This is a genomic window from Bartonella sp. MR168JLCBS, from assembly GCF_042194175.1.
In genome coordinates this window covers 1-512 of record NZ_JBHIMP010000645.1, presented here as the reverse complement: position 1 = coordinate 512, position 512 = coordinate 1, and the positions used below count along the sequence as shown (strand labels likewise).

Annotated in this window: 2 pseudogenes; both read left to right on the top strand. The window is 38.7% G+C overall.

Annotated features, from left to right (window positions below):
* A pseudogene (locus ACFIK8_RS13180) lies at positions 1-91 on the top strand (TrwH protein); the annotation flags it as partial.
* Between the two features lie 69 nt (positions 92-160).
* Positions 161-512, top strand: a pseudogene (locus ACFIK8_RS13175) (hypothetical protein); the annotation flags it as partial.

Here is a 512-nt window from a genome sequence, read left to right as displayed (position 1 = left end):
AAAGCTCAAACAGCCCAATGATAGGAACCGTGTGCCTATTAATAAAACAATCCCTGCCGAAATTAAGCGAGGAGACAACGGAATCTCATAAACTGATTTATGAAGTTAATAATATAATGGTCAGTCTTTCTAAATATGTGAAAATTAAAAGGAATAAAATATGCAAAAGCTGATTATTATCATAGCAATTAGTGCGTTTCTTGGAACAACAAACTTAGTAAGAAGTGACACTGTTACTAAGCAAGGAGGAGGTAACGAGCGTGTTACTGTAGTAGTCTCTGGTACGGGGTTAGAGGATCTCACTGCACTAAAAAAACATAAAAAAAACCCAACACCACCAAGACGCCGCAAGCCATCAAAAGATTCCCAGCCACCAAAAAATCTTCCACCTACTTCTGGAAATAACGGAAATCTCGCACCGCCACCACCTGCTCCACCAGCAGAATATCTGGAGATTATAGAGCTCTTAAAAAAACAGCTTGAGTTAAAAAAAGAACAACTTTCGCAAACAG